The organism is Polynucleobacter finlandensis, assembly GCF_018881755.1.
In the GTDB taxonomy this organism is placed as follows: domain Bacteria; phylum Pseudomonadota; class Gammaproteobacteria; order Burkholderiales; family Burkholderiaceae; genus Polynucleobacter; species Polynucleobacter finlandensis.
Window position 1 is genome coordinate 100,893 of sequence record NZ_JACVPS010000009.1, and the last position, 6,863, is coordinate 107,755.

Genomic DNA, 6,863 nt, shown 5'->3' on the forward strand with positions numbered 1-6,863 from the left:
TCATATGGGTGATACTGTTCGCGCTGAGTTGCTTCAATCCGGTTTTATTGTTTGGTTTATCTTAGGGCTTATGTTGCTATTGGCTGAGATTGGTTGGCGTGTAGGGAATCACATTGCACAAAAAGAAGCGGCTGAAAAAATTACCACCCATGACACTTACCAAGGCGCCTTATTTGGGGTGATGGCGCTACTGATTGCGTTTAACTTTTCCGGCTCGGTGAGTCATTTCGATGCGCGTCGGGACTTGAATGAGCAAGAATCTATAGCGGTTAGTAAGGTTGGAAAGATGATCAAAGCTTTACCTTCGGATGAAACCAAGGATATTGGAGTCACATACCAGCATTACGTTGATGTTCGAGTAAATTTATTTAAGAAGCCTGTCAAGCTTGAGCAGTTGGAGGCACATCTGTCTGAACTCAGTGACTTATCTGAAAAAATGCTGAGGGATAAGGGAAAGATTGTTCGAGATACGCGCGGCTCCAGTCCAGAAGTCATTGATTTGGTCAGTAGACTCTCCGTTGCAGTGGATTCTATGGTGAGCATTCATGAGAGGCAATTGATTGCCAGTAAACGTCATCCGCCGGCAATTCTGTTTGCCGCTACTTTTTTACTATGCTTTATCACTTCCTTTGTTGCTGGCTACACACTTGGGATGAAGATGAAGCGAGATTGGATATTGACTACTTTATTTGCCGTCGTGACAACGGGCGTCATCTTTATGATGCTCAATTTGGAATTTCCAGCGGTAGGAATGATTGACTTTGATTCATTCGAAGAGAATATTGGTAGTACGTATAAATTGACTGACAGGAAATCATGATGATTGAATACAAACGTCCAGACGGCCAATTGGTAAATGCCTATTTAGCCGAACCCAAGATAGAAAATGCCCCTGGCATTGTGGTGATTCAGGAGTGGTGGGGTCTAAATGATCAGATTAAAGGGGTAGCTGATCGCTTGGCTGAAGCAGGCTATCGCGCTTTGGTACCAGACTTATATCGAGGGAAATTGGCACTCGAGGCGAATGAGGCGGAGCACTTAATGAGTGAGCTCAACTTTGGTGAGGCTGCCGGTCAAGATATCCGAGGTGCGGTTCAGTACTTGAAGTCCACCGCTAGCTCTAAAGTCGCGGTGACGGGCTTTTGTATGGGCGGCGCCTTAACAGTGTTATCAGCATGCAATGTTCCCGAGCTTGATGCGACTGTTGTCTGGTACGGCTATCCACCGCTTGAGTATGTTGATGCCAACGCAGTCAGCAAGCCGATGATGGCTCACTGGGCTTTGCATGATGATGCTTTTGCTATTGGCGGCGTCGATCATTTAGAAGTAAAACTTAAAGAGGCCGGCGCTCAGTTGGAGTTCTATCGTTACGATGCTAAACATGCCTTTGCCAACGAAGAGGCTGACTCCAGAAATCTACCATTCTTAAAGTATCAGGCTGATGCAGCTAAGCTTGCCTGGACTCGCACCATGGATTTTCTCAAGAAACAATTGCAAACTTAATTCATCACAACATATAACGTCATGCATCTCTTCGCCGAAAATCTAGCAGTAGAAATTTCTAGTTACTATCGCAATCTAGCACTAGCTCATGGTGTGATTCCCAAGGTTTTCACCTTAGTGAATAGCGATGGCGATCAATACCTCTTTTTCATTGATGATCTGCGCATGGAAGAGGCTGAAGAGTCACAGTTTTTAGCATACATTGTTCAAGCACATGATGCCGTTTGTTATGCTAGAGGAACGCTTGTGATCCTAGATAAGACGCAACAACTTATCGAGTTTGCTGTGATTGATCGGGATAACGAAGAGGCTATCGTGTGCTCTGCTGAGTTAACGCGCGATATGGATGACAAGCCAATTGGCCTTACTGAGTTTGAGAAGGCCTTGGCACCTAAGAAGTCAATCTTCTTTGCGGGCTTGTTTAACTCCCAGAGTCTTTCGGAAGAAAAGACTGAAGACTTTCAGAGCCTATGGGATGAGATGAAGGGCAAGATTCTTCATAGAACCATGGGCATATAGCCACCTAGAATGACGCCTCAACAGAAGCAGTCCTTTATAGAGGGCTTCAAAGAGATGTCGCACTCAGGTGTGACGATCTTAACTTGGGGATTTGTCACCGGCATTGCCATGGCCAAGTCGACCCTAACAGTGCACCAAGCACTTGCAATGAGTCTCTTAGTCTATGCAGGCTCATCACAGTTGGCAGCGCTTCCGCTGATTGCAGTAGGCCTGCCGATTTGGATGATCTTGATCACCTCATTCATGGTGAACTTGCGTTTTGTTATTTTTAGTCTTGGCTTACAAGCCCATTTTTCCTATTTGCCTCTGTGGCGCAGAATCTTCGTTGGGTATTGCACGGCAGATTTCGGTTACCTCTTATATATCAAGCGTTATCCAAAGCCACAAACAGCACACGAATTACACGCTGATCATCAGCATCTACGTTTGCAATGGATGCAGGGTATGCAGTTTGCAAATTGGAGCATATGGCAGGTGGGCTCTATTAGCGGGATTCTGTTAGCCAGTCAAATACCAAATAGTTGGGGGCTTGAATTTGCTGGCGCCATTGCTTTACTGGCCATCATCGTTCCTATGCTCGATCGAGCATCTGCTCGTTGGGCGGCCCTAACTGCAACAGTTGTTGCTGTTGCCACCTATGGCATTCCGTTTCGACTCAATATTGTTTTGGCAATTGGGGCAGCATTGATTGTGGGCATGATGACCGATAGGTCACCTAAAGGGAGTACGCCTTAATGCAGATCGATCTGAACATTGCATTCCTGCTGATCGGGATGGCCGTAGTGACAGTTTTGACTCGCGGCTTCTTTCTGATACTGGGTGAGAGAGTTAAAATCTCTCCTTTGGTTTTAGAGGCAATACGCTTTGCACCATTGGCAGCGATGATCGCGATCTTGGCTCCTGAGATCTTTTTGCCAGCCAATGCTTCCAGCGCTGCTCAGTTTGACATCCATCTCCCGAATATCTGGGGTGGCATAGCAGCCCTGATTGCCTTTTATTTCAGCAGAAAAATGGTCTTCACCTTGGTTGTCGGAATGGCAGTCTTTACGGCTATCCGATTTTGGGCTTGAAATAGGGGTTATTCGCCCCCATATAAGGTCTAGCAAGAGTATTTGGTGCCCAGGAAGGGACTCGAACCCCCACAACCTTACGATCGCCAGCACCTGAAGCTGGTGCGTCTACCAATTTCGCCACCTGGGCATGCCACTATTATAGAGGGATGGGTGAATTGGTGACTTTTCTAACCCAAATGGCTTTTCCCTTCAGACTTGATGGTTTGATACAGTGGGCTTATTCGTAACAAAAATAGATATCTGTAGATATCAATATATATATATATAAACACAGGGCAAGTATTGCCGAAGGAATTAAATGCGTAAAGCAAAAGACTTGGTGCCTCGCGAGGCTGACCGCTTAGGGACAGTTCAAGGACACCGAGATGGATTTGGATTTGTGATTCCGGATGATGGTGGTGAAGATATTTTCCTTTCGGAAAAGGAAATGTCACGCGTCATGCACGGAGACAGAGTGAATGTACGGGTATTGGGAACTGATCGACGTGGTCGCCCTGAAGGGCAGATTGTTGAAGTTGTGCTGCATGCGAACAAAGTAGTGATTGGCCGTCTCTTAAATGAGAATGGTGTATTAATCGTTGCGCCAGAAGATATGCGGATCGGTCACGATATTTTGATACCACCAAAAGCACACGGCAATGCGAAGTTAGGTCAAGTGGTGAGTGTCGAGATCATCGACTATCCAGATAGCTATCGACAAGCAGTCGGCCGGGTTGTAGAGGTGTTGGGTGAGATTGATGACCCAGGCATGGAAATAGAGATTGCTGTACGCAAGTATGGCGTTCCTCATGAGTTCTCAGCCGCTGCGATGAAAGAAGCTGCCGCATTGCCGGATACCGTTCAACAAGCTGACCTTGAAGGCCGTGTTGACTTACGTGACATACCCTTAGTTACCATTGACGGTGCAGATGCGCGTGACTTTGATGACGCCGTCTATTGCGAACCCGTCATGTACGGCAAAACCAAAGCATGGCGCCTGATTGTGGCGATTGCTGACGTTTCTCATTATGTAAAGCCAGGCCATCCATTAGATGACGAAGGTTTGTTGCGAGCAACATCGGTGTATTTCCCAAGACGGGTGATTCCGATGCTGCCCGAGAAGATCTCCAACGGTTTGTGTTCTCTGAACCCCGGCGTAGATCGCTTATGTATGGTCTGTGACTCGGTTGTGGACAATAACGGTATTGTTTTGGCTTATCAGTTTTATCCGGCGGTCATGCATTCAGCTCAGCGCTTTACTTATGACACGGTGTGGGAGATTCTATCTAATAGCAAGGGGCCTGAAGCTGCACGCTTTGCTGATTTCAGACCGTTATTGGGCAATCTCTATTCTCTGTACAACATCTTGCTGGAAGCCCGCCATAAGCGTGGCGCTATCGAGTTTGAAACGACTGAGACACAGATTATTAGTAATGAGCTTGGAAAGATTCTCAGAATTGAGCCGCGTCTGCGCAATGATGCTCATCGCTTGATTGAAGAGTGCATGTTGACGGCGAACGTTTGCGCAGCTGATTTTATTGATAAGAACAAACACCTCAGTCTGTATCGTGTTCATGGCGAACCATCGGAAGAGAAGTTGGTAACTTTGCGCCAGGTATTACGTACATCCGGCTTATCTCTAGACGGCGGCGAGAAACCCAAGCCAAGAGATTTTGCCAAGCTCATGCGTGAGATCAAAGATCGACCTGATGCCAATATGTTGCAATCGGTTGTGCTGCGTTCTATGCAACAAGCGATGTATCAGCCAGACAATGAAGGCCATTTCGGTTTAGCGTATCCAGCGTACTCTCATTTCACCAGCCCAATTCGCCGCTACCCAGATTTGCTCACGCATCGGGTGATTAAATCGATCCTAGCGAAGAAGCCTTATGTACCCGTGTTGCCTCCGTTGGTTCCATTGAATCTAACATTGCCACGTAAGGGCAAAGGCAGGGAGAATGCAGTCAATGCCAAGAAATCCCATAGCGATGGAAAAGATGCTGCCGCTAAAGGCACAAGGTTACCGAAAGGCGCCAATGCGGCTTTACCGATTTGGGGGCAATTGGGCGTTCACTGCTCATCTAACGAACGACGCGCTGATGAAGCATCCCGCGATGTTGAGGCGTGGTTAAAGTGTTACTACATGCGCGATCATTTAGGTCAAGAGTATGCGGGCGCTGTTACTGGTGTCGCTAACTTTGGCCTGTTTATTCAGCTGGAGAATCTTTTTGTTGAGGGTATGGTGCACGTGACCGAACTCGGTGGAGATTATTTCCAATACGACGAGGCGCGCCAAGAGTTACGGGGTGAAAGAACGGGTATTCGTTATCGCTTGGGCGATCGCGTGCATGTGTTAGTCAGCCGCGTCGATTTAGATGCCCGCAAGATCGAATTTAGTCTGGTCAAGGCTACTGGCGCTGAGGGCGGTGGATCTAGTAGACGCCAATTGATTTTAGCGAGCGATACTGGCAGACCTAATAAGATTGCTGCTTCCAAGAAGAGTCGACCCTCAAGTAAAACGCCCACTAAACATGGTGGCGTCAATGTGAATGCCGCTAAGTCAGCAGGCAATCTAGGAGCCTCTCAGTCAAAGAGTAAAGCAAGCCGCAAAGGTGGAAAGCCGGGTGGAAAATCATCTAATCCTGGAAGATCTTTAGGTAAGCCCGCCGGCAATAAACCGCCAGTACGTAGTACCAAGGCTAAGCGAAAGTAAGTAAAACAGAATGAAACAAATATTAGTAGGTTTTCATGCAGTACAAGCGAGGCTTCGAGTAGATCCAGCAAGCTTGAAGTCAGTCTATTTTGACTCTGGTCGTCGCGATCGCAGGATGGGTGATTTTTTAAAGCAAGCCGAAGAAGTATTGGGCGAACGCTTGCATGCTGCTGATGCAGAAAGACTCCATAAGCTCACCGGTCATGATCGTCATCAAGGGGTTGTCGCCTTGGCTGAAAAAATGACTGTATCTCGAACGATTACGGAGGTCATTGAAGATGTTGCGGGTACACAGGAGAAGCCACTGTTCTTGGTGCTCGATGGTGTTACTGACCCCCATAACTTTGGTGCCTGTTTGCGAGTTGCCGATGGTGCAGGTGTGGATGCGGTAGTGATACCAAAAGATCGCTCAGCTTCCATTAACGCCACTGTGAGCAAGGTCTCTAGTGGCGCATCTGAAGTTATCCCCGTATTGACAGTTACCAATCTGGTTCGCAGCATGCGTGAAATGCAAGAAGCTGGTGTTTGGTTAATTGGTACCGATGATGAAGCTACTAAATCCATCTATGACATTGATCTCACTGGTCCAATTGCGATTGTGATGGGTGCTGAGGGTGAGGGCATGCGGCGTCTAACGCGTGAGACTTGCGATGAGCTCGTACGCATTCCTATGCAGGGTGTAGTTGAAAGTCTGAATGTCTCAGTTGCAAGTGGCGTATGCTTGTATGAGGCCTTAAGACAGCGCTTGTCTAAAGCCGCAAAGTAGTCCCATCCTTGTTATAACAATAGGGGGTTATATGAAATGCAATATTGGACACACTGATCGCGTACTGCGCATGACCGTTGGCGTTACTTTGATGGGTCTTGCTGGGTACGGAATTGTTGGTGCATGGGGTTGGATTGGCATCATTCCGCTGGTAACTGGAATGATGGGCAATTGCCCTGCGTACAGTCTGCTCGGCATTAATACTGCTAAGAAGTAATTAATAAAACTATTTAACAGCCTTGTTATGAAAATCCTTAGCAAAGCCATCCTGCGGGGTGGCTTTTCTTTACCGCCGACAGTCCGCTATCGG

Annotated in this window: 8 protein-coding genes and 1 tRNA gene; 8 read left to right on the plus strand and 1 reads right to left on the minus strand. The window is 47.3% G+C overall.

All coding sequences use genetic code 11. The features are described from left to right. The first annotated feature begins 4 nt into the window (after window positions 1-4). From ICN49_RS07640 to ICN49_RS07660, 5 genes are read left to right on the plus strand one after another with little or no spacing between them, the layout of a single operon-like run. Window positions 5-820: a bestrophin-like domain gene (locus tag ICN49_RS07640; protein WP_216167189.1), complete on the plus strand. Its 816-nt coding sequence runs from the start codon at window positions 5-7 to the stop codon at window positions 818-820. After that, on the plus strand, window positions 820-1,503 hold the full coding sequence (locus ICN49_RS07645; RefSeq protein WP_216167219.1) for a dienelactone hydrolase family protein: 684 nt from the start codon (window positions 820-822) through the stop codon (window positions 1,501-1,503). Before ICN49_RS07640 ends, ICN49_RS07645 begins: the two co-directional genes overlap by 1 nt. Window positions 1,504-1,524: 21 nt before the next feature. Further along, complete coding sequence (locus tag ICN49_RS07650; protein WP_216167191.1) at window positions 1,525-2,022, plus strand: hypothetical protein; 498 nt, start codon at window positions 1,525-1,527, stop codon at window positions 2,020-2,022. Window positions 2,023-2,031: 9 nt separating this feature from the next. Beyond that, window positions 2,032-2,757 (plus strand): AzlC family ABC transporter permease, encoded by a 726-nt coding sequence (locus ICN49_RS07655; protein WP_216167193.1) that lies wholly within the window; start codon window positions 2,032-2,034, stop codon window positions 2,755-2,757. Then, window positions 2,757-3,092 carry an AzlD domain-containing protein gene (locus ICN49_RS07660; protein ID WP_216167195.1) on the plus strand — a complete coding sequence of 112 codons (336 nt, stop codon included), beginning with the start codon at window positions 2,757-2,759 and terminating at the stop codon, window positions 3,090-3,092. Before ICN49_RS07655 ends, ICN49_RS07660 begins: the two co-directional genes overlap by 1 nt. Window positions 3,093-3,135: 43 nt before the next feature. On the opposite strand, the gene ICN49_RS07665 is transcribed toward ICN49_RS07660, so the two are convergent. Further along, window positions 3,136-3,222: transfer RNA gene (locus tag ICN49_RS07665), tRNA-Leu, on the minus strand. Window positions 3,223-3,393: 171 nt separating this feature from the next. Here ICN49_RS07665 and rnr point away from each other — a divergent pair. The 3 genes from rnr to ICN49_RS07680 are packed head-to-tail and all read left to right on the plus strand — an operon-like array spanning window position 3,394 to window position 6,770. Next, on the plus strand, window positions 3,394-5,787 hold the full coding sequence (gene rnr / locus ICN49_RS07670) for a ribonuclease R (RefSeq protein WP_216167196.1): 2,394 nt from the start codon (window positions 3,394-3,396) through the stop codon (window positions 5,785-5,787). Between the two features lie 10 nt (window positions 5,788-5,797). Continuing rightward, window positions 5,798-6,553 (plus strand): 23S rRNA (guanosine(2251)-2'-O)-methyltransferase RlmB, encoded by a 756-nt coding sequence (gene rlmB, locus ICN49_RS07675; RefSeq protein ID WP_216167198.1) that lies wholly within the window; start codon window positions 5,798-5,800, stop codon window positions 6,551-6,553. Between the two features lie 31 nt (window positions 6,554-6,584). After that, on the plus strand, window positions 6,585-6,770 hold the full coding sequence (locus ICN49_RS07680; protein WP_216167200.1) for a YgaP family membrane protein: 186 nt from the start codon (window positions 6,585-6,587) through the stop codon (window positions 6,768-6,770). Window positions 6,771-6,863: the final 93 nt, after the last annotated feature.